At 74.1% G+C, this 19,959-nt stretch carries 20 protein-coding genes; 9 read left to right on the top strand and 11 right to left on the bottom strand.

Annotated elements, in window-relative coordinates; genetic code table 11:
• Positions 1-63 precede the first annotated feature (63 nt).
• A complete protein-coding gene (locus tag O2V61_RS11775; RefSeq protein WP_269183499.1) occupies positions 64-1,119 on the top strand; it encodes a 2,3-butanediol dehydrogenase in 1,056 nt (351 codons plus the stop codon).
• 7 nt (positions 1,120-1,126) lie between these two features.
• On the opposite strand, the gene O2V61_RS11770 is transcribed toward O2V61_RS11775, so the two are convergent.
• The 3 genes from O2V61_RS11770 to O2V61_RS11760 all read right to left on the bottom strand — a co-directional run bounded on the left by O2V61_RS11770 (position 1,127) and on the right by O2V61_RS11760 (position 5,088).
• Complete coding sequence (locus O2V61_RS11770; RefSeq protein WP_269183498.1) at positions 1,127-1,792, bottom strand: acVLRF1 family peptidyl-tRNA hydrolase; 666 nt, start codon at positions 1,790-1,792, stop codon at positions 1,127-1,129.
• Between the two features lie 73 nt (positions 1,793-1,865).
• Positions 1,866-3,113: an MFS transporter gene (locus O2V61_RS11765; protein WP_269183497.1), complete on the bottom strand. Its 1,248-nt coding sequence runs from the start codon at positions 3,111-3,113 to the stop codon at positions 1,866-1,868.
• 160 nt (positions 3,114-3,273) lie between these two features.
• Complete coding sequence (locus O2V61_RS11760; protein ID WP_269183496.1) at positions 3,274-5,088, bottom strand: phosphoenolpyruvate carboxykinase (GTP); 1,815 nt, start codon at positions 5,086-5,088, stop codon at positions 3,274-3,276.
• A gap of 191 nt (positions 5,089-5,279) precedes the next feature.
• Here O2V61_RS11760 and O2V61_RS11755 point away from each other — a divergent pair, with 191 nt between their 5' ends.
• Positions 5,280-6,452 carry an NADH:flavin oxidoreductase/NADH oxidase gene (locus O2V61_RS11755; RefSeq protein WP_269183495.1) on the top strand — a complete coding sequence of 391 codons (1,173 nt, stop codon included), beginning with the start codon at positions 5,280-5,282 and terminating at the stop codon, positions 6,450-6,452.
• Between the two features lie 141 nt (positions 6,453-6,593).
• Here O2V61_RS11755 and O2V61_RS11750 read toward each other — a convergent pair whose 3' ends face one another.
• Positions 6,594-7,097: an SRPBCC family protein gene (locus O2V61_RS11750; protein ID WP_269183494.1), complete on the bottom strand. Its 504-nt coding sequence runs from the start codon at positions 7,095-7,097 to the stop codon at positions 6,594-6,596.
• Positions 7,094-7,423 (bottom strand): ArsR/SmtB family transcription factor, encoded by a 330-nt coding sequence (locus tag O2V61_RS11745; protein WP_269183493.1) that lies wholly within the window; start codon positions 7,421-7,423, stop codon positions 7,094-7,096. Before O2V61_RS11745 ends, O2V61_RS11750 begins: the two co-directional genes overlap by 4 nt.
• An 81-nt stretch (positions 7,424-7,504) precedes the next feature.
• Here O2V61_RS11745 and O2V61_RS11740 point away from each other — a divergent pair, with 81 nt between their 5' ends.
• From O2V61_RS11740 to O2V61_RS11720, 5 genes are all read left to right on the top strand, one after another.
• Positions 7,505-7,741 (top strand): hypothetical protein, encoded by a 237-nt coding sequence (locus O2V61_RS11740; protein WP_269183492.1) that lies wholly within the window; start codon positions 7,505-7,507, stop codon positions 7,739-7,741.
• Positions 7,742-7,846: 105 nt separating this feature from the next.
• On the top strand, positions 7,847-8,089 hold the full coding sequence (locus tag O2V61_RS11735; RefSeq protein ID WP_269183491.1) for an acyl carrier protein: 243 nt from the start codon (positions 7,847-7,849) through the stop codon (positions 8,087-8,089).
• 123 nt (positions 8,090-8,212) lie between these two features.
• A complete protein-coding gene (locus O2V61_RS11730; RefSeq protein ID WP_269183490.1) occupies positions 8,213-8,713 on the top strand; it encodes an FBP domain-containing protein in 501 nt (166 codons plus the stop codon).
• A gap of 221 nt (positions 8,714-8,934) precedes the next feature.
• The gene (locus tag O2V61_RS11725) at positions 8,935-10,119 is read left to right on the top strand and encodes an FAD/NAD(P)-binding oxidoreductase (protein WP_269183489.1); all 1,185 of its coding nucleotides are present in this window, start codon (positions 8,935-8,937) and stop codon (positions 10,117-10,119) included.
• A gap of 64 nt (positions 10,120-10,183) precedes the next feature.
• Entirely contained in the window at positions 10,184-11,146 is a 963-nt protein-coding gene (locus O2V61_RS11720) for an NAD(P)H-dependent flavin oxidoreductase (RefSeq protein ID WP_269183488.1), read from the top strand.
• A gap of 118 nt (positions 11,147-11,264) precedes the next feature.
• Here the strand turns inward: O2V61_RS11720 and O2V61_RS11715 are convergent, their stop codons facing one another.
• The 3 genes from O2V61_RS11715 to O2V61_RS11705 all read right to left on the bottom strand — a co-directional run bounded on the left by O2V61_RS11715 (position 11,265) and on the right by O2V61_RS11705 (position 12,749).
• Complete coding sequence (locus O2V61_RS11715) at positions 11,265-11,957, bottom strand: DsbA family oxidoreductase (RefSeq protein ID WP_269183487.1); 693 nt, start codon at positions 11,955-11,957, stop codon at positions 11,265-11,267.
• 86 nt (positions 11,958-12,043) lie between these two features.
• Entirely contained in the window at positions 12,044-12,337 is a 294-nt protein-coding gene (locus O2V61_RS11710) for a DUF1905 domain-containing protein (RefSeq protein WP_269183486.1), read from the bottom strand.
• Between the two features lie 28 nt (positions 12,338-12,365).
• On the bottom strand, positions 12,366-12,749 hold the full coding sequence (locus tag O2V61_RS11705) for a MerR family transcriptional regulator (RefSeq protein WP_269183485.1): 384 nt from the start codon (positions 12,747-12,749) through the stop codon (positions 12,366-12,368).
• Positions 12,750-12,844: 95 nt separating this feature from the next.
• On the opposite strand from O2V61_RS11705, the gene O2V61_RS11700 reads away from it, so the two are divergent.
• Positions 12,845-13,549: an SDR family oxidoreductase gene (locus tag O2V61_RS11700; protein WP_269183484.1), complete on the top strand. Its 705-nt coding sequence runs from the start codon at positions 12,845-12,847 to the stop codon at positions 13,547-13,549.
• A gap of 62 nt (positions 13,550-13,611) precedes the next feature.
• On the opposite strand, the gene O2V61_RS11695 is transcribed toward O2V61_RS11700, so the two are convergent.
• Positions 13,612-13,989 (bottom strand): FKBP-type peptidyl-prolyl cis-trans isomerase, encoded by a 378-nt coding sequence (locus O2V61_RS11695; protein WP_269157952.1) that lies wholly within the window; start codon positions 13,987-13,989, stop codon positions 13,612-13,614.
• A 208-nt stretch (positions 13,990-14,197) separates the two neighbouring features.
• Between O2V61_RS11695 and O2V61_RS11690 the strand changes: the two genes are divergently transcribed.
• Complete coding sequence (locus O2V61_RS11690) at positions 14,198-16,906, top strand: ATP-binding protein (RefSeq protein WP_269183483.1); 2,709 nt, start codon at positions 14,198-14,200, stop codon at positions 16,904-16,906.
• Here O2V61_RS11690 and O2V61_RS11685 read toward each other — a convergent pair.
• Positions 16,863-18,215 (bottom strand): AI-2E family transporter, encoded by a 1,353-nt coding sequence (locus O2V61_RS11685; RefSeq protein WP_269183482.1) that lies wholly within the window; start codon positions 18,213-18,215, stop codon positions 16,863-16,865. The genes O2V61_RS11690 and O2V61_RS11685 overlap by 44 nt on opposite strands.
• Before the next feature lie 152 nt (positions 18,216-18,367).
• A complete protein-coding gene (locus O2V61_RS11680) occupies positions 18,368-19,630 on the bottom strand; it encodes an acyl-CoA dehydrogenase family protein (RefSeq protein ID WP_269183481.1) in 1,263 nt (420 codons plus the stop codon).
• Positions 19,631-19,959: the final 329 nt, after the last annotated feature.

Genomic DNA, 19,959 nt, shown 5'->3' with positions numbered 1-19,959 from the left:
CCCAGGACGCCCTCCGGGTGGGACAGCCGCCGGCCAGACCGTCACCCTCGAACGGAGTCCACGATGCGAGCCGCCCGTTTCCACGGTCGTGGCGACATCCGGATCGACGAGATCCCGGAACCGCAGCTCCGCCCCGGCACGGTCGCCATCGACGTCGCCTGGTGCGGCATCTGCGGCACCGATCTGCACGAGTACCTGGAAGGCCCGATCTTCATCCCCCCAACCGGCTCACCCCAGCCGGTGTCCGGCGAGGCCGCGCCGATCGTCATGGGGCACGAGTTCTCCGGCACCGTCCGCGCCCTCGGGGACGGGGTCGACGACCTGTCCGTGGGCGACGCCGTGGTGGTCGAGCCGTACATCATCCGGGACGAGGTCGACGCCAGCCCTGGCCAGCCGTACCAGCTGTCGCCGGACATGAACTTCATCGGCCTGGGTGGCCGCGGCGGCGGGCTGAGCGAGCAGATCGTGGTGCAGCGCCGCTGGGTGCACCCGGTCGGCGACGTGCCCCTGGACCAGGCCGCACTGATCGAGCCCCTGGCGGTCGGGCACCACGCCTACGTCCGCAGCGGGGCCGGCGCCGGGGACGTCGCCCTGGTGGGCGGGGCCGGCCCGATCGGTCTGCTCCTGGCCGCGCTGCTCACGGCCGAGGGGCTCACGGTGGTGGTCACCGAGGTCAGTGCGGCCCGCAAGGCGAAGGCGGTCGAGACCGGCGTCGCCGCCCACGTGCTCGACCCCACCGAGGGCGACGTGGCCACCCGGGTGCGCGAGCTGACCGGCGGCCGGGGCGCGGACGTGGCCTTCGAGTGCACCAGCGTCGACGCCGTCCTGGACACGCTGCTCGACGCGGTGCGACCGGGGGGCGTCGTCGTCAACGTCTCCATCTGGGGGCACCCCGCCTCGGTGGACATGCAGAAGCTGGTGCTCAAGGAGATCGACCTGCGCGGCACCATCGCCTACGCCGGCGACCACCCGGCCACGATCGAGCTGGTGCGCAGCGGCAAGGTCGACCTCGCGCCGTTCATCACCGCCCGGATCGCACTGGAGGACCTGGTGGCCGAGGGGCTCGACGCGCTCGTCCACCGGAAGGACACCCAGGTCAAGATCCTCGTCCACCCGTGAGCCGGCCTCACCGGTCACCCGGTTCCACGATGTGCACCCGGACGGCGCGGAACTGGGCCGGCGTCGCCAGCAGCACCACCTTGGTCGGCTCGCCGACGTCCAGCGCGGGCAGTCGCGGCAGGTCGGCCAGCGGGCGGAGCCGCGGGTCGGTGAGCACCTCCGCGGCCAGGCCCTTGTCCCCGCCCGGCGCGAGTGCCACGAGCGTGCCGGCGTGCGGCAGCAGCACCCGGGCGGCGGTGTCCGCGGCATGGCTGACGACGGCGTCGGTCTGGTGCCCGCGCCGCCGGGCGAAGCGCTGCTGAGACCAGCCGCCGGCTGCCGTGCGGCCCTGCACCTGGCGGGTGTCGACCTTGGAGACGACGAGGTCCGCGCCGTCGAACACCCCGACCGCCCAGCGCCCGCGCCGGACCAGCAGGACGGCGGTGCGTCGCGGCGCCTTGGCGGCGGCGCTGAAGGCGGTCAGCGGCGCCGGGCCCGGCGTCCAGCCGTAGGGCGCGGTCAGCCGCACCGTGGTGGTGTCCTGGCAGGTCACCGTGAGCAGGCCCGCGTCGTCGACCTGCACGTCGGCGAACGCGCCGTGCCGCTGCGCCACACCGTCCAGCCAGCGGTCCAGCCGCTCGGGGGCGACCCCGAGCAGGCGCCCGCCTCCGGCGGCGGGGCGAGGGGAGGTCATCCGCGGAGCATCGCAGCAGCAGCCTCTGCCGGCTCCCGCCCGGGTCCCACCGCATGCGCGCGAGGGGGCTCCGTCAGTGGGCCAGCGCCGGGGAGGCGGCGTGCTCGGCCGGCACGTGCAGCGTCCGCTGCCCCAGGCCGACCACCACCGCGGCCAGCCCCGCGGCGACCGTGGCGACCAGGAAACTGGCGTTGGCCCCGACCACGTCCACGATCTTCCCGGCGACCGACGCCCCGATCGCCACGCCCAGGGCGAGCGCGGTGCCGATCCAGGTGAACGCCTCGGTGACCGCCGAGCGGGGCACGAGCACCTCGGCCAGCGTGAAGGCGCTGATCAGCGAGGGAGAGACCGCGATGCCGGCGACCACGACGAGCGGCAGCATCAGCCAGTAGTCGGTCACCAGCACCAGCGGCAGGGTCAGCACGGTCAGGACGACGAGGGCGGCGACCAGCCGGTGCCGCAGCCGCACCTTCCAGTGCACGACGCCCCAGCCGATGCCGGCGAACATCGAACCGGCGGCCAGGGCCGCGATGAGCAGCCCGGACAGCGACCGCTGGCCGACCTCGTCGGCGAACGCGACCAGCCCGATCTCCAGCGCCCCGAGGATGGCGCCGACCGCGGCCCCGACGACGAACAGCACCCGCAGCCCGCGCACCCGGATCGCCGAGGCACCCCGCCGGTGCCCGTGCGCGGCCGGCGGCGGCTCGGTGTGGCCCTGGACGGCGAACAGCAGCCCGCCGACCGCGGCCAGTGTGAACGCGGTGACCAGCCCCGAGGTGGTGTGCCCGGTGGTGGACAGGAAGGTGACCAGCACCGGCCCGACGATGAAGACGAACTCGTCGACCACCGACTCCATCGCCAGCGCGGTGGGCAGCCGCGGGGTGCCGCGGAGCAGGTGGGTCCAGCGGACCCGGATCATCGAGGAGACCGGCGGGATGCTGGCCCCGGCCGCGGCGGCGGAGAGGAAGACCGTCCACAGCGGCCAGCCGCCGCGCACCGACCAGAGGAAGGTCACCCCCGAGACGATGAAGACCGCCAGCACGCTCAGCAGCACCCGGCGCTGGGCGTGGGTGTCGGCCAGCCGACCGATCACCGGCCCGGCGATCGCGGTGGCGATCGCACCCACGGCGGCGACCGCACCGCCCAGTCCGTAGGAACCCGTCTCGGACTGGACGAGCAGCACACTGCCCAGGCCGATCATCGACAGCGGGAGCCGGCCGATGAACGCGGCCAGCACCATCGGCAGCGCATGCGGGGTCCGCAGGACGTGCAGGTACGGGTTGGGCACGAGCGGACTGGCCTCCGTCACGGGGATGGGCACGCCGTCGCCACGCTAACCCGACCGCGCCACCACCGGCGGCACGACGGCGGAGCGTCGCCGAACGCGACGAGGTCCCGCCCCCGACGACGCTGTCGATGAGCGGGACCTCGTCCCGTGGGTCGGCCTCCGCGGCGGCCGACCCGGTCCGTGCGCCTGCGGCTCAGGCCAGGCGGCTCTTCAGGATCTCCAGCTCGTCCCACATGGTGCTGGGGAGCTTCTCGCCGAACTTCTCGAACCACTCGGTGATCTGCGGGACCTCGGCCTGCCACTCGTCCCGGTCCACCCGCAGCGCCTGCTCGACCTGCTCGCGGGTCATGCCCAGCCCCGAGACGTCGAGGGAGTCCGGCGTCGGCACGTGCCCGACCGGGGTCTCCTCGGCGGCCGCGGTGCCCTCGAGGCGCTCGACGACCCACTTGAGCACCCGGCTGTTCTCCCCGAAGCCCGGCCACAGGAAGCCGCCGTCGTCGTCCCGGCGGAACCAGTTCACGTAGAAGACCCGCGGCAGCTTGCTGGCGTCGTGCTGCTTGCCGGTGTCGACCCAGTGCTGGAAGTAGTCACCGGCGTTGTAGCCGATGAACGGCAGCATGGCGAACGGGTCGCGGCGGACGACGCCGACGGCACCGGTGGCCGCAGCGGTCGTCTCCGAGGAGAGCGTGGCGCCCATGAACACGCCGTGGTTCCAGTCCCGGGCCTCGCTGACCAGCGGGATCGTCGTCTTGCGGCGGCCGCCGAAGAGGATCGCCGAGATCGGCACGCCCTTCGGGTCGGTGTACTCCGGCGCGAGGATCGGGCACTGGGTGATCGGCGTGCAGAAGCGGCTGTTCGGGTGACTGGAGGGCTCGTCGCTCTCCGGCGTCCAGTCCCGGCCCTTCCAGTCGGTCAGGTGGGCGGGGGCGTCGTCGGTCATGCCCTCCCACCAGACGTCGCCGTCGTCGGTCAGCGCGACGTTGGTGAAGACCGAGTTGCCGTGGTCGATCGTGCGCATGGCGTTGGGGTTGGTGTCCCAGCCGGTGCCCGGGGCGACCCCGAACAGCCCGAACTCGGGGTTGACGGCGTAGAGCCGGCCGTCTTCGCCGAAGCGCATCCAGGCGATGTCGTCGCCGACCGTCTCGACCTTCCAGCCCGGGATGGTCGGCTCCAGCATCGCCAGGTTCGTCTTGCCGCAGGCCGACGGGAAGGCACCGGCGACGTAGTAGACCTTCTGCTGCGGGCTGGTGAGCTTGAGGATCAGCATGTGCTCGGCGAGCCAGCCCTCGTCGCGGGCCATGACCGAGGCGATGCGCAGCGAGTAGCACTTCTTGCCCAGCAGGGCGTTGCCGCCGTATCCGGAGCCGTAGGACCAGATGGCCCGCTCCTCCGGGAAGTGCACGATGTACTTGGTGTCGCTGCACGGCCACGGGACGTCGGCCTGACCGGACTCCAGCGGGGCGCCGAGGGAGTGCATCGCCGGCACGAACGGCCGGTCCTCCGCCATCGCCTCGAGCACCCGGCTGCCGATGCGGGCCATGACCCGCATCGAGACGACGACGTACTCCGAGTCGGTGAGCTCGACGCCGAACATCGGGTTCTCGGCCTCGACCGGCCCCATGCAGAACGGGATGACGTACATCGTCCGGCCGCGCATGCACCCCCGGTACAGCTCGGTCATGACGGCCTTCATCTCGGCCGGTTCCATCCAGTTGTTGGTCGGACCGGCGTCGGCCTCGTCGACCGAGCAGATGAAGGTGCGGTCCTCGACCCGGGCGACGTCACTGGGGTCGGAGGCGCACCAGAACGAGTTCGGCTTCGCGTCCAGCCGGCGGAAGGTGCCGGCCTCGACGAGCCTGCCGGTCAGCCGCTCCCACTCCTCGTCGGAGCCGTCGACCCAGACCACCTGGTCCGGCGTGGTCAGCTCGGCCATCTCCTGCACCCAGGCGAGGAGTCGGGCATGCGTGGTGGGGGCGTTCTCGAGACCTGGGGTGGCCACGGCAGTCACGGCGTCTCCTCCTTCGGGTGCCGCCGGTGTGGGTGTCGCACCGGCGTTGTGTCGACCCCCCGGCCGCAACGCTGGGGCCGGGGGATCGGGCCAGGCTACCGGTCAGAAGGCGTACGTCTAGAACGTCTACCCAGAGTGTGACGCAGCTCCCCCTGGAATGCCTCCCGGCCGCCCTGCGGTTGACGGCGGTCGTGAGCACACCTCAGCTCCTGCAGCCCCTGACCCTGCGCGGGGTCACCCTCCCCAACCGCCTCGCGGTCGCGCCGATGTGCCAGTACTGCGTCTCCGACGGGGTGGTCGGCGACTACCACCTGGCCCACCTGGGCCGGTTCGCCCTCGGCGGCTTCGGCCTGGTGATGGTCGAGGCCACCGGCGTGACCGCCGAGGGCCGGATCACCCCCGGCGACGTCGGCCTGTGGAACGACGAGCAGGTGCCCGGCCTGGCCCGCGTCGCCGCCTTCCTGCGCCAGCACGGCAGCGTGCCGGCGATCCAGCTGGCCCACGCCGGCGGCAAGGGCAGCACGCTGCGCCCCTGGGACGGCGACGGCCCGGTCACCGCGGAGAACGCCCGGCCCGGCGACGTCCCGTGGACGCCGGTCTCCCCCAGCGGCGTCCCGATGGGCGACGGCTGGCCGGCCCCCCGCGCCCTGGCGGTCGAGGAGCTCCCCGCGGTGCGCGACGCGTTCGTCGCCGCCGCCCGCCGGGCGCTGACCGCCGGGTTCCAGCTGGCCGAGGTGCACACCGCGCACGGCTACCTGCTCAACGAGTTCCTGTCGCCGCTGACCAACACCCGCACGGACGCCTACGGGGGGTCGTTGGAGAACCGGATGCGGTTCCCGCTCGAGGTGGTCGAAGCGGTGCGCGCCGTCTGGCCGGCCGACCTGCCGCTGATGGTGCGGGTCTCCGCCGTCGACGCCACCCGCGAGGGGACGACGCTGGCCGACACGATCGCCTTCTGCCGGGAGCTGAAGGCCCTCGGGGTCGATGCGATCGACGTCTCCGGCGGGGGCATCGGCAGCGGCTGGGAGCACCCGATCGGCTACGGGTACCAGGTGCCCTTCGCCGCCGCGATCAAGGAGCAGGTCGGCATCCCGACCATGGCCGTGGGCCTGCTCGTCGACCCGCAGCAGGCCGACGCCGTCGTGGCCACCGGGCAGGCCGACCTGGTCGCCGTCGCCCGGGAGGCGCAGGACGACCCGAACTTCGCCCTGCACGCCGCCCGCGCGCTGACCAGCTCCTACGACGCCTACCCGGTCCAGGCCGGCCCGCGGCTGGCCTCCCGCGACCGGCTGCTGCACCGGCTGGGCCCGTGGACCGGGCCGGACCCGGTCCACGTCGAGCAGGCCCGGGCCGCCCAGGCCTGAGCCGGGGCCGGGCCAGGTCATGGCCCCGAACTGGCCGACCCCGGGCGGAGCCGCATCGCCGCCCCGGGTTGAGCCGCCCGGCCAGACGTTGAGCCATGTCGTGGCGCGGCTGGACGTCAGGTCGGGCGGCTCAACCCCTGCTCAGGCCTGAGGCGCGCGCCCGTAGGCCGGGCCGGTGGCGGCGAGGAAGCCGTCCCAGTCACCGGGCGCCGGGCGGTCGCCCACCTCGGCGTCGAACTTGTCCAGGTACCAGTGCCAGCCCAGCACGTAGTCGGTGATCTCGGTGCCCGGCGGGAAGAGCTGGGTGAACAGCAGGACCGTCTGGCCGTCCTGGGCGGTCAGGTCGAGCTCCACCCGCCAGCCCTCCTCGGTGTCCCAGTCGACCACCAGCCGGCGCGGCGCCTCGCACTCCACGATCCGCATCGGCTCACCGATCGGCGAGTCCTCGTGGGTCATCGTGAACGTGCCCGACCCGCCGACCCGGCGCTCACCCTCGTACGTGCCGATCCAGCGGACCATCCGGTCGGGCTCGGTGAGCGCCGCCCAGACGTCGTCGATCGGGTCCGGCCAGCTGCGGCGGAACCGCAGCCGTACGCCCTCCGGCAGTTCGGTGACCTGCCCCAGTCGCTCGTCCGGTGTCGTCATCGACCGTCCTCCTGCGTCCGTGCCCGCCGTCCGCGGGCGATCTCGGTGTCCAGCGCGTCCAGCCGCTGCGCCCACAGCCGCCGGTAGGGGGCCAGCCAGGCGTCCAGCTCCGACAGCGGCGCCGGGTCCAGCGCGTAGACCCGGCGCTGCCCCTCCACCCGGACCCGCACCAGCCCGGCCTCGCGGAGCACCCGCAGGTGCCGGCTGATCGCCGGACGGCTGACCGGGAACTGCCCGGCCAGCTCGCCTGCGCCCCGCTCACCGACGGCGAGCAGGGCGACGATCTGCCGCCGGGTCGGGTCGGCCAGGGCCGCGAGAGCCTCCACGCGCAGATGTGTAACAGAGGACTTAATTAACTGTCCAGTTACGCACGTTCGGACGGCGCACCACCGGGGCACGGTCGGGTCATGACCGTCACCGATCCCGACGTCCCCGACCCCCTGAACGACCCGCGCACGCTGCAGGCCGACCCCGGCGCCCTCGGCGAGGGCGAGGACCTCGCCTCCACCGAGGACGACCAGACCTCGACCGGCGAGGACGAGCTCGCCACCTCCCGTACCGAGGCCGACGAGGCCGGCGGCGGTGACGTGACCGGCGGCTTCGCCGGCGCGGTGGGCGAGGCCCCGACCAACGACCAGACCTGAGACGGACCGGTCCGGCCCGGACGCGTGTCGCCCTCGCGGCGGGCGGGTAGCGCGGGGACGCACGTGTCGAGCAACGGCCCCGTACGCACTCCCCGAGGAGGACCCATGGCCACCGGTGAGACCGGCTTCGCCGACGTCACGTTCGACCTGATCTCCGTCCAGTACCACTCCCTCAAGGCCGGGCACGACTACGGCCAGTACGTCCGGGACGCCGAGAACGCCGGCTTGGACGACGTCGCCGCGTTCTTCCGCGAGGTGATGGAGCAGGACTCGAAGCGCGCCGCACGCGCCCACGACCTGCTCCGCACGCTCTCCGGCACCGAGCACGGCGGCCCCGCCACCAGCTGACCCCGTTCCCACCAAAATGGCCATTGTGGTGGGACCGGGCGGGTGGGAAATCCGGGTGCGTCGGGGCGGGCGCGGTACGTAGCGTCTGCGGCCGTCCCGTCCCGACGCTCCTGGAGGTCCTGCGTGCACGCCCTGACCGAGGCGGCGATCCGTCGCTCGATGGTCAACTGCTCCCGCAGCGAGGCCGCGTCCCTCACACCGCCCCGCGACCTGGCCGAGCGGGACTGGGCGTCGCTCGACGTCCTCGGCTGGCGGGACGCCAAGGCCGAGCTCCGCGGCTACCTGGTGCACGAGCAGGACGGCGACCCCATCGGCATCGCGCTGCGGGCCGCCGACACGAAGATGTCCAGCCGCCGCTCCGCGATGTGCCTGCTGTGCCACTCGGTGCAGTCGGCCGCCGACGTCTCGCTGTTCGCCGCGCGGCGGGTCGGCGAGGCCGGCCGCAACGGCAACACCGTGGGCACCTACATCTGCGCCGACCTGGGCTGCGCGAGCCGGGTGACCGCCGTGCCGCCGTCGGCGCAGCACCTGGACGAGGAGCTGCAGGCGCTCGCGATCGAGGAGCAGGCCATCGGCCTGCGCAAGCGGCTGCAGGCGTTCACCGCCGACGTCACCCGCCGCTGAACACGGCGAAGGCGCGGCGTCGTCGACGACGACGTGCAGGAGACCTGGGTGGGGTGAACGTCGGCGACGTGCAGGGCCCATGGTGACCACGTCCGTCATCGCGGAGGACCGGGTCACGCCCGTCCACGCCCTGCGCAACTCGCAGGAGCTGGGCAGGGTGGGCACCGTGGCCGAGCTGCGGCGGTGACCGAGGGTCCGCGGCGTGAGGAGCGGGAGCGGACGTGGAGCACACCGAGGTACTCATCGTGGGCGGCGGCAACGCCGGGATCTCCCTCGCGGCGCGGCTGCTCCGGGACGGGATGGAGGACGTCGCCGTCGTCGCGCCGTCCCCGGTGCACCGGTACAAACCGCTGTTGAACTACGTCGCCGCGGGCGAGGCGACGATGGCCGACCTCGAGCGCCCGATGGCCGACGTCGTGCCCGACGGGTGCACCTGGATCCGCGACGCCGTCGACGCCGTCGACCCCGCGGCCATGACGGTGCGGACCCGCGGGGGTCGGAGCCTGCACTGCTCGACCCTCGTGCTCTGCCCGGGCCTCGTGGAGGACTGGGACGAGACGCCTGGGCTCCGGTCGGCGTACGCCGAGGGCTGGGCCGCGTCCTCCTACGTGCCGGGCAGCGCCCCGCTGGTGTGGCCGAGCGTGACGTCGCTGCGGTCGGGCTCGGTCGTCTTCACCGTGCCGCCGGAGCCGGCGTCGTGCGGGCCGACCGCGCTCAAGCCGCTCCTGATGGCGTGCGACCACTGGCGGCGCGCCGGGGTGCTCGACGACCTGCAGGTCCGCCTCGTGCTGCCGACGGCCACCGGGACGGGCATCCCGGAGGCAGACCGGTACCTCGAGGAGGCGTTCGCGGGCTACGGCGTGGAGGTGCTGCGCGAGTCGCGCGTGGAGCAGGTGGACGGCGACCTGCACTCGGTCACGGTCACCTCCCCCGGCGGCCGGCGGGTGCTGGAGGACGTCGCCTTCGCGCACGCCGTCCCGCACTACCGGGCACCGCGCTGGATCGCCGACGCCGGCCTCGCCGCCGATGCGTCCCCCGGCCTGGTGGACGTCGACCCCGGGACGATGCGGCACCGCCGCCACGGGTCGATCTGGGGTCTCGGTGACGCCGCCGACCTCGCGACCCGCCCGTCCGGGGGTGCGCTGCGCAAGCAGGTGCACGTGCTGAGCACGAACCTCTCAGCCGCCGCGACGGGCAGGCCCATGCAGCAGTACAGCGGCTACACGGTCATGCCGATCACCGTGCACCGCCGGAAGCTGATGCTCAACGAGGTCGACCGCGACAACCGGTCGCAGCCGTCGGTGCCCTTCCTCGACCCGTTCGTGCCGCGCCGCTGGCAGTGGCTCTTCGACCGGTACGGGCTGCCGCAGGTCTACTGGCACCGCATCCTCCGCGGCCGGGTCTGACGCCGTCGACCACCGGCCGCTGACCGCCGCTGCGACCCGTGGAGCGAGGGACGACGATGGTCGGGTGATCAAGACCCCGCTGACCCGCTGGTTCGACCTCGACGTGCCGGTCTTCGGTGCCCCGATGGCCGGGGTGGCCGGCGGGGAGCTGGCCCGCGCCGTCTCCCTCGGCGGCGGGCTGGGCATGATCGGCGTCGGGTCCGACACCCCGGTGGAGTGGCTGGCCGAGCAGGCCCGGCTGCCCACGGAGGCGGACGTCTCCTTCGGGGTCGGCCTGATGGCCTGGGCACTGGAGCGGCGCCCGGAGCTGCTGGCCGCGGCGATCGCCACCGAGCCGGCCCTGGTGTCGGTCTCCTTCGGCGACCCGGAGCCGTTCGTGGGGCCGCTGCACGACGCCGGCATCGCGGTGGCCACCGCGGTGAACTCGCTGGCCGACCTGGACCGCGCCCTGGCGGCCGGGGCCGACGTCATCGTGGCGCAGGGCACCGAGGCCGGCGGGCACACCGGGCAGCGGGCCACCCTGCCGCTGCTGCAGGAGGTGCTGGCCGCGACCGACCGGCCGGTGCTCGCCGCGGGCGGGGTGGCCACCGGTGCCGGGCTGGCCGCCGTCCTGGTCGCCGGCGCCGCGGGGGCCTGGATCGGCACCCCGTTCCTGTCCTGCACGGAGGCGGCCAACTCCCCGGCCGCCCGGGAGCGGATCCGGGCCGCCGGCGGTGACGACACGGTGCTGACCAGCGCCTTCGACATCGCCCAGGAGCTGCCCTGGCCGGCGCGCTGGCCCGGACGGGCGCTGGTCAACGAGTTCACCCAGCTCTGGCACGGCCGGGAGACCGAGCTGCGCGGCGACACCGCCGCAGCCGACCTCGTCCGCCGCGCCCGGGCGGAGGGCGACCTCGAGAACACCCCGGTCTACGCCGGGGAGTCGGTCGGGCTGGTCACCCGCGAGGAGTCGGCGAGCGACGTCGTCCGCCGGCTGGCCACCGACGCCCGCAGGGCCCTGGAGAAGGCACCCCGCCTCCTGGGCTGACCCGGGCGCGGAGGCCGCGGCCCCAGAGGCGGCATTGCACGGGTTGTGTACGCATCGCACGTGGTGCAGCGCGTGCGATGCGGCCGGAACGCGTGCAGAGCGGCCGCGCAGGCGCGCCTCAGACGGCGCAGCTGCCGTCCGCGCACCCCTCGGCGGCGGGGACGGTGGTGAGCGGGTGGGCGTCGGCCCAGGCGCGCTCGAGCAGCTGCAGCAACTGCTCGGCCGGCTGCGCCCCGGCAGCGCCGTACGTGCGGTCGACGACGAAGAAGGGGACGCCGGTCGCGCCGAGCGCCCGCGCGGTCTCGATGTCGGCGCGGACGGCGGGCAGGTACCGGCGATCGGCCAGCGCGGCCCGGACCTCGTCCTCGGCCAGGCCGACCTCGACGGCGAGCGGCACGAGCCCGTCGACGTCGAACACCGAACGGTGCTCGGTGAAGTGCGCGCGCAGCAGGCGCTCCTTCATCGCATCGCCCAGGCCCCGCTCGGCGGCGAGGTGGAGGAGCTGGTGGGCGAGGAGGGTGTTGCCGCTGACGCCCTGGACGAGGTCGTACTGCAGACCCTCGGCGGCGGCGACCTCCTCGACCCGGCGCATCTGGCCGGCCATCTCCTCGACGCTGCGCCCGTACTTGGCGGCCAGCGCCGGCAGGGTGGGCTCGGTGTGGCCCTCGGGGACGCTCGGGTCGAGCTGGAACGACCGCCACACCACCTCGACCTGGTCGGCGTGCGGGAAGCGGGAGAGCGCCGTCTCCAGCTTGCGCTTGCCGATGTAGCACCACGGGCACACGACGTCGGACCACACCTCGACCTGCATGCCCGGCCCAACCCACTGGTCGAGCCGGGCATTCCGGTGGCCACCCGGCCGGAGGAGATGCCCGGGGGGCGCCAGCGGTCCGTCGGTCAGCTGAGGCGCTCCTCCAGGTGGACCAGCACCGGGGCCCCGGCCTCGCTCTTGCCGATCCCCGCGCACAGCGCCTTCCGCAGCGGGAGCCAGTGCGGCCCCTGTCCCGAGGGCATGAGCGTCGCGGCGAAGGGGTGCCCGTCCAGGGTGCCGGCGACCTTCACCGCCCGCCGGGTGCCCAGCACCTCGGCCGAGCCCGACAGCTCCAGGTACGTGGGGAAGGCGCCGTCCTTCTCGATGACGCAGCGGAAGACGACGTCGAGCGGCTGGGCGGGGTGCGCGGCGGTGGTCATGCCGGGAAGACCCCGGGACGGCCGGAACTCATCGCCGAGGGGACGCGGTCACCGACCGGGCCCCGGGCACGTGCTCCTCGCCGATGCGGATGATCTCGTCCAGGCGCTCACGGGCCTGGGTCAGCTCGGCGACCTGCCGGTCGATGCCGTCCCGCTGCTCGACCAGCCGGGCCAGCATCTCCGGCGTCGCGACGCCGGTGTGCACACACGGCAGCACCTCCAGGACGTCCGCGCTGCCCAGCCCGGCGGCGTACATCTGCTGGATGAACCGGACCCGGCCCACGGCGCCCTCCGGGTACCGGCGCTGACCGCTCGGGGTGCGCTCGGCCTCCAGCAGCCCCTGCTCCTCGTAGTAGCGCAGCGCCCGCACGCTCACGCCGGCGCGGGCGGCGACCTCTCCGATGCGCAGCACCGGGCCTCCTCAGTGATGGACCTCACTGTTGACTCTGACGTCAACGTGAGGTCTTAGCGTCCTCGACAACCCACCCGAACGCAAGGAGAACCACCATGGACATCACCGGATCCGTCGCCCTGGTCACCGGCGCCAACCGCGGCCTCGGCCGCCACTTCGCCCAGCAGCTGCTCGAGCGCGGCGCCGCCAAGGTCTACGCCACCTCCCGCCGCCCCGAGCTCGTCGACGTCCCGGGCGTGGAGGTGCTGCGGCTGGACGTCACCGACCCGGAGTCGATCGCCACCGCCGCCGCAGCCGCCAGCGACGTCACGCTGCTGGTCAACAACGCCGGCCTGACGACCCGGGCCGACCTCGTCACCGGCGACCTGGCCGACGTCCGGCTGGAGATGGAGACGCACTTCTTCGGCACGCTGGGCGTCATCCGGGCGTTCGCGCCGGTGCTCGCCCGCAACGGCGGGGGTGCGATCGCCAACGTGCTCTCGGCGCTCTCCTGGTTCTCCACCGCTGGCGCCAACGCCTACAGCGCGGCCAAGGCCGCGGAGTGGAGCCTGACCAACGGCGTCCGGATCGAGCTCACCGAGCAGGGCACGTCGGTCACCGGCGTCGTGCTGGGAGCCGCCGACACCGACATGATGGCCGGCTACACCGGCCCGATGAGCGACCCGGCCGACGTCGTCCGGGCTGCACTGGACGGTGTGCAGGCCGGCGCGTGGGAGGTGCTGGTCGACGACTGGAGCCGAGGCGTCAAGGCCGCCCTGTCCGCCGACCCCCGCGACTTCTACCGCCAGCTCGCGATCTGACCATGTGCGCTGAGTGTCAGGTCCGGTGCCCGGACCTGACACTCAGCGCACCATGTCGAGCTTCAGCGGACGCCGACGAGGTCCACCACGAAGACCAGGGTGGCGCCGGGCTTGATGACGCCCCCGGCGCCGCGCTCGCCGTAGGCCTTGTGCGGCGGGATGGTCAGCCGGCGACGGCCGCCGACCTTCATGCCGACGATGCCCTCGTCCCAGCCCTGGATGACCATGCCCACGCCGATCCGGAACTCCAGCGGGTCGCCGCGGTCCCAGGAGGCGTCGAACTGCTCGCCGCCGTCGTGGGTGACGCCCACGTAGTGCGCGCTCACCAGGCTGCCGGCGGTGGCCTCGGCGCCCTCACCGACCACCAGGTCCTCGATCACCAGGTCGGACGGGGCAGGCCCGGTGGGGGGTTCGACGTCGGGGCGGGTCAGCTCTGCCACGGGGGTCTCCTCGGGGTCGGCGCCAGGGCTCTCCCGGCGGTTCTGCCCCCATCCAACCCGCCCGACCGTCCGGGGGCACAGCTGGCCTCAGCGCGGGGGCCGCGTGCCGGAGGTAGGTTGCACGCTGCGGGTGGGTCGCTGGTGACCGCTCCCGGGCACAGCGCTGCCCGGGCTCGCAGGCGTGCTGGTGTCCCTGGTGGAGGTGTGCGTGGCCCCCGATCCGACCTCTGCTGCGCCGGGTGCGCCCACCCCCGCCGACCTCTTCGCCGGTGGCGGCGAGACCGGCCGGCTGATGGCCGGGCTCGACTGGTCCGCGACGCCGGTGGGCCCGGTCGAGGAGTGGCCGGCCAGCCTCCGGTACGCCGTCCGCACGATCCTGGCCTCGCGCTTCCCCATGATCCTCACCTGGGGCCCCGGGTACACCCAGCTGTACAACGACGGCTACGCCACCCTGATCGGCGCCAAGCACCCCGGGGCCCTCGGGCGCGACCTGCGGGTCACCCAGGCCGAGGGGTGGGGCGTCCTCCGGGGACCGGTCCAACATGCGATGACCACCCGCGAGGCGTCCTGGCTGCCCCGGCTGCCCCTGCTGCTGGAGCGCGCCGGCTACCGCGAAGAGACCTACTTCACCGTCTCCCACGCGCCGGCCTTCGGCGACGACGGGCTCGTCGCCGGGATGCACGCCGTCTGCACCGAGGTGACCAACGAGGTGCTCGGCGAACGGCGGCAGCGACTCCTGCACGACCTGTCCTGCACCGAGGCGGAGCGAGGGGACGAGGAGGCCGTGCTCGCCGGCCTGTGCAGCACCCTGGGCAGCGATCCGCTCGACGTGCCGTTCGCCGCCGTCTACCTCGACGCGGGTGATGGTCTCCGGCGGGCCGGCACGGTGGGCTGCCCGGCCGAGCTGCTGCCCGGGTCCGTCCCCGACCCCGCCGCGCTGCCCGGACCGGTCGCCGGGCTCGGGCTGGTCGGCGGGTTCTGGCAGGACCCGGTCCGCGATGCCGTCGTGCTGCCGCTGGGCGGCGCAGCGGGTGAGGAGCGGATCGGCGTCCTCGTCGCCGGGGTGAGCCCGAACCGCGCGCTGGACCCCGAGTACCGCACCTTCCTGGACCTGGTCGCCGGGCAGTTCACCAGCGCACTGGGCACCGCCCGCGCGTTCGAGACCGAACGGCGGCGAGCCGAGTCGCTGGCCGAGCTCGACCGGGCGAAGACGGCGTTCTTCTCCGATGTGAGCCACGAGCTGCGCACCCCGCTCACCCTGCTGCTCGGGCCGATCAGCGACGTCCTGGCCGACACCTCCGACCCACTGCCCCAGGCAGCCCGGGACCAGTTGGCCCTGGCCCTGCGCAACGGCCAACGGCTCCAGCGCCTGGTCAACGACCTGATGGACGTCGCCAGCATCGAGGCCGGCCGAGCGGAGGCCGTGCGGGTGGAGACCGACGTCGCCGCCTTCACCGCCGAGCTGGCCGGGGTGCTGCGGGCCGCCGCCGAGCGGGCCGGCCTGCAGCTGTCGGTCGACTGCCCCCCGGTGGACCGGCCGGTGCACGTCGACCCGCGGATGTGGGAGAAGGTGGTCCTGAACCTGCTCACCAACGCGGTCAAGTACACCTTCGTCGGCGGGATCCGGCTGACCCTGCGGGGCGAGGCCGACCAGGTGCTCCTCACCGTCGCCGACACCGGGATCGGCATCCCCGCCGCCGAGCTGCCGCTGGTGTTCGACCGCTTCCACCGGGTGCAGGGCTCCCTGGCACGCAACCGGGAGGGCACCGGCATCGGGCTGGCCCTGGTCCGCGAGCTGGTCGGGCTGCACGGCGGCACCGTCTCGGTGGAGAGCGAGCCGGGCGCCGGGAGCACCTTCACCGTCGTCGTCCCCTACGGCAGCCCCGACATGCCCGCCGACACGGGCCCGTCGGCCACCCCCTCGGAGGTCGCGCACGGCACGGCCGCCTCCTGGATCGCCGACGTGACCCCCGACGAGCTGCCGGACGCACCCGCCGGCGCGGCGGCGACGGTCCTGGTCGTCGACGACAACGCCGACATGCGCACCTACCTGACGAGACTGCTCGCGCCGATCTGGCGGGTGCACACCTGCACCAACGGTGAGGAGGCGCTGGCGGCCGTGGCCGTGCACCGGCCCGACGTCGTCCTCACCGACGTGATGATGCCGCGCGTGGACGGCTTCGAGCTGCTGCGCCGGTTGCGCGCCGACCCCGCCACCCGCGCCATCCCGGTGATCATGCTGACCGCCCGGGCCGGGCAGGAGGCCGCGGTGGAGGGGTTCGCCGCCGGGGTCGACGACTACCTCGCCAAGCCGTTCCAGGCCGCCGAGCTGATCGCCCGGGTGCGCGTCGCGGTCGAGCGCGGCTCGGGTGCCCGCGACGGAGCCGCCGCCGGCCCCGCCGCTGCTCCGCCGGTGCCGATGCCGACCGTCCCCGCCGGACGGGCCGGACCGGCGGAGGTGCGCGCGCTGGTGCCCGCCTCCCGGCCGTCGGCCACGGCCCCGCCACCGACGACCGCACCGGTGCTCCGGGAGCACTGGCGCTTCCCCGCCACAGCCCGGGCGATCCCCGGGCTGCGCCGGGCGCTGCGCCGGGTCCTGACCGCCGCCGGGCTGGACGAGGACCAGGTCTACGACCTGCTGCTGGCCGCCTGCGAGGCCGCCACCAACGCGGTGGAGCACGCCCAGCACCCGACCCGACCGGTCGTCGAGGTGACCATCGAGGCCTCCGTGGACGGCGTGGAGATCACCGTGCGCGACCACGGGCAGTGGCGGGAACGGGTGCCGAGCATGGACCGCGGGCGGGGGGCGACGCTGATGAGCGCGTTCGCCGACGTCACCGTCGTCCCCGGCCCGGAGGGCACCACCGTGACGATCAGGAGCCCTCGGACGCCTCCGCGGCCCGGTCCCGGCGGCTAGGTCCCCCGTCGCCTCCGCCCGCCCGCCCGCCGGTGGCCGGCACGTCGGCCCGGGAGGCACCGCCGGTCCGGAGCCGGAGGCCCCGCGGCCTCGGTTCCGCTTCCTCGCCGCCCTTGCGGTCGGCCAGGGCGACCGCGATCGCGTACACCGCAGCGGTCAGCGGTACGGCGATCACCGCGCCGCCGATCCCCCACAGCAGGCCGCCGACGGTGAGGGCGTAGACGATCCCCAGCGGGTGGAGGAAGACGGTCCGCCGCATGATCAACGGCTGCAGGAGGTTGCCCTCGATCTGCTGGACCACGACCACCGCACCGAGCACGAGCAGGGCGTCGGTCAGCCCGCCCGATGCGAACGCCACCACGACGGCGGCCAGCCCTGCCACGAAGGCGCCGACGACCGGGATGTAGGCGCCCAGGAAGGTGAGCACCGCCAGCGCGAAGGGCAACGGCACGCCGATGACCACCAGCGCCACGCCGATGCCGACGGCGTCGACGAGCGCGACGGCCGTGGTGCCCCGCAGGTAACCCCCCACGGTGTGCCAGGCGGCGCTCCCCGCGGCGTCGGCGGCTGCTCGCCGATCGGCGGGCACGATCCGCAGGCACAGCCGCCACATCCTGGCCCCGTCGTAGGCCAACCAGAAGGCGGTGAAGAGGGCGAGGACCAGTGACGCCAGGACGGTGGCCCCGGTCGTGGCACCGGTGACCAGCATGCCTGCCCCTCCTGCCCCGCCCCCGGACCCGTTGGGGGACACCTGGCCGATCAGCTCGTCGATGATCGAGTTGACCCGGTCGGAGGAGAGGCCGAACGTCTCGACCAGGCCGTTGCGCAGCCGGTCCAGCCCACTGGCCAGGGTGGGGCGCAGGTCGGCCCACTGCCGGGCGACCTGTTGTTGCAGGAAGTAGACGACCCCGCCGAACAGGACGAGGAACAGCACCGTCGCCAGCCAGGTCGCGGCCAGTCGGGGCAACCCGATCCGGTCGAGCCAGTCGACCACCGGCCGCAGGAGCGCGGTGAGCAGCAGACCGGCCAGGAAGGTGAGCACCACGGTGCCGAGCAGGACGGCCACCTGCACCGCGAAGTAGACGACGGCGCCGATCACCAGCGTCCAGAGGCACCACATCCCCGCGGTCCGGACGCCGGCGGGCACACCCGGGTCGCTGGCCGTGCCCGCCGGCTCGCCGGTGGACGCCTGCCCGCCGGTGGACGCCTGCCCGCCGGTGGACGCCTGCCCGCCGGTGGACGCCTGCCCGCCGGTGGACGCATCGGACGGCGGGCCTGCCGACGGGGGCTGGTCGTGCTGCGAGGACACGCGCATCTCCTTCCCGGGGCGAGCCGGGGTGGGGGGCTGGACCTCCCGGTGCTGAGGAGGCGGGCGTGCGCCGGGCGACCGCCCGTGGCACGCCGGGCGGCGCAGCCCTCTCCTGCCCAGCGACCCCACCGCCGACACCGATCGGCGGCTGGTCAGCCCAGCGGGCTGCGCGGGAGCATCGTGTTGCTGATGATCCGCTTCTGGATCTCGCTGGTGCCCTCGAAGATCGTGGTCAGCCGCGCGTCCCGCCAGTGCCGCTCCACCTGGCGCTCGGTGGTGTACCCGTTGCCGCCGTGCAGCTGCATGGCCTGGTTGGTGACCCGCACCGCCATCTCGGTGGCCTGCAGCTTCACCATCGCCGCCTCCCGCTCGCACGGCACACCCTCGTCGAGCAGGTGGGCCACCTGGCGGTAGAACGCCCGCGCCTGCTCCACCTGGGCGGCCATCTCGGCCAGCGTGAACCGCAGCGCCTGGAAGTCGCCGATCGGGTGGCCGAACTGGGCGCGCTCCTGCAGGTAGAGCACGCAGTCCTCGACCGCGGCCCGGGCCAGGCCGACGGCGCGGGCCGCGGTGTGCACCCGGGCGGTGTTCAGGAAGGCCTGCGCCTCCCGGAACCCGGCGCCGGAGTCCGCGCCGTCCGAGCCACCCTCGCCGGGAGCGACGATCAGGTCCGCGGCCGGGATGCGGACGCCGTCGAAGGTGAGGTCCCAGGTCAGGAAGCCGTGGTAGCCGACCTTGTCGATGGCGTGGCCGGACAGCCCCGACGGGAACTCCCCGCGCTCCTTGACCAGCAGCAGGTTCCGCAGCCCGCGGGAACGGGACTCCCCCGGCGCCGGGTCGGCCACCCGGACCAGCACCTGGATGAAGTCGGCGGCCTTGGCGTTGCCGCACCAGCGCTTGTGCCCGGTGACCACCCACTCGTCGCCGTCGCGCACGGCGCGGGTCTGCACGTTGGCCAGGTCCGAGCCAGCCTCGGGCTCCGAGAGCGCCACCGCGCCGATCCACGAGCCGCCGGCGCTGCGCCGCAGCAGCTCGCGGCGGCGGTCCGGGTCGGCGACCGCCGTCCCCATGCCCTGCGACCGGGCCAGGATGCTGGCCACGCTCATCCACGCCCGGGCCAGTTCCTCGCTGACCATGCAGTACTCGAAGACGCCGAGGCCCAGCCCGCCGTCGGCCGCGGGGACGGTGATCCCGAACCACCCCAGCTCGCCGAGCCGCTCCAGGAGGCGCTGCGGGATCTCGCCCTTCTGCGGGTCGAGCTCGTTCGCGACCGGCAGCACCTCGTCCATCGCGAACCGGCGGGCCTGCTCCATCAGCGCGGCCCGCTCGGGCGTGTGCCACGGGGAGTGCAGGACGGGGGGCTCGGGCAGCCAGGTCTCGGCGGTCTCGGCGGGGCGGCTGGCGGTCGACGTCATCGTCGGTGCCTCCTGGTTCGGGAGAGTCCGGATCGACCTACTGTCGGGTAACCAGGGCCCCGATGCACGCCTACGTGACCGAGACAACACTTCCCTCCAGCGTGCCGGACCGGTCCGTGCCGACCGCGACATGCCGGGCGACGCCCCCCGGTCCGTCACGGCGCGCCGCGAGGCGACGTGCACCACGCCGTCCCGGGCTCCGCCGCGCCTTGACCACCTCCTCGCGGCGGGACGAGCGTGCGCCTGGTCCGGAGGGCCGAGTGCCCCTCCGCCGGTCACCCGGAGGTCCGACATCGCCGTCTACCTGTACCGCTGCACCCACCACGGCA

Origin of the sequence: Modestobacter sp. VKM Ac-2985, from assembly GCF_026967925.1 — a bacterium.
Classification (GTDB): domain Bacteria; phylum Actinomycetota; class Actinomycetes; order Mycobacteriales; family Geodermatophilaceae; genus Modestobacter.
This window is presented reverse-complemented; position numbering and strand designations above follow the sequence as displayed.

Bases quoted from the DNA above. Each gene is read 5' to 3' on its own strand.
- O2V61_RS11680 (WP_269183481.1), bottom strand. From the start codon at position 19,630: ATGACGTCGACCGCCAGCCGCCCCGCCGAGACCGCCGAGACCTGGCTG.
- O2V61_RS11700 (WP_269183484.1), top strand. From the start codon at position 12,845: ATGGACATCACCGGATCCGTCGCCCTGGTCACCGGCGCCAACCGCGGC.
- O2V61_RS11750 (WP_269183494.1), bottom strand. From the start codon at position 7,097: ATGACGACACCGGACGAGCGACTGGGGCAGGTCACCGAACTGCCGGAG.
- O2V61_RS11735 (WP_269183491.1), top strand. From the start codon at position 7,847: ATGGCCACCGGTGAGACCGGCTTCGCCGACGTCACGTTCGACCTGATC.
- O2V61_RS11715 (WP_269183487.1), bottom strand. From the start codon at position 11,957: ATGCAGGTCGAGGTGTGGTCCGACGTCGTGTGCCCGTGGTGCTACATC.
- O2V61_RS11740 (WP_269183492.1), top strand. From the start codon at position 7,505: ATGACCGTCACCGATCCCGACGTCCCCGACCCCCTGAACGACCCGCGC.
- O2V61_RS11775 (WP_269183499.1), top strand. From the start codon at position 64: ATGCGAGCCGCCCGTTTCCACGGTCGTGGCGACATCCGGATCGACGAG.
- O2V61_RS11710 (WP_269183486.1), bottom strand. From the start codon at position 12,337: ATGACCACCGCCGCGCACCCCGCCCAGCCGCTCGACGTCGTCTTCCGC.
- O2V61_RS11770 (WP_269183498.1), bottom strand. From the start codon at position 1,792: ATGACCTCCCCTCGCCCCGCCGCCGGAGGCGGGCGCCTGCTCGGGGTC.